Here is a 234-nt window from a genome sequence, read left to right as displayed (position 1 = left end):
GAACAAGACCTGCCTGCATACTTCAATGGAAGGTAGCCGCAAATGAGCGAGCTCATCAGTGTCAGCGATCGCATCTATACCAAGCTGGAAATGAACAACCCTGGGGGAAGCCACAAATACCGAGCGGCCCGGCGCATCGTCGAGCATGCCGTACGCAATGGCGACATCATTCCCGGTGTGACAACCGTCATCGAGAAAACCGGTGGCAGTTTCGGCTTCGGCTTGCTGGCGGCC

Annotated in this window: 1 protein-coding gene; it reads left to right on the top strand. The window is 56.8% G+C overall.

What is annotated here, in order from left to right; genetic code table 11:
* Positions 1-42: 42 nt before the first annotated feature.
* On the top strand, positions 43-234 hold a 192-nt coding region (locus SB765_RS33915; protein WP_410933073.1), incomplete at its 3' end, for a pyridoxal-phosphate dependent enzyme.

The sequence above is a fragment of the Pseudomonas sp. SIMBA_067 genome (genome assembly GCF_046534675.1).
Taxonomy (GTDB): Bacteria; Pseudomonadota; Gammaproteobacteria; order Pseudomonadales; family Pseudomonadaceae; genus Aquipseudomonas; species Aquipseudomonas putida.
Note: the sequence above shows the minus strand (reverse complement) of the source record. Positions and strands in the feature narration are given on the sequence as shown.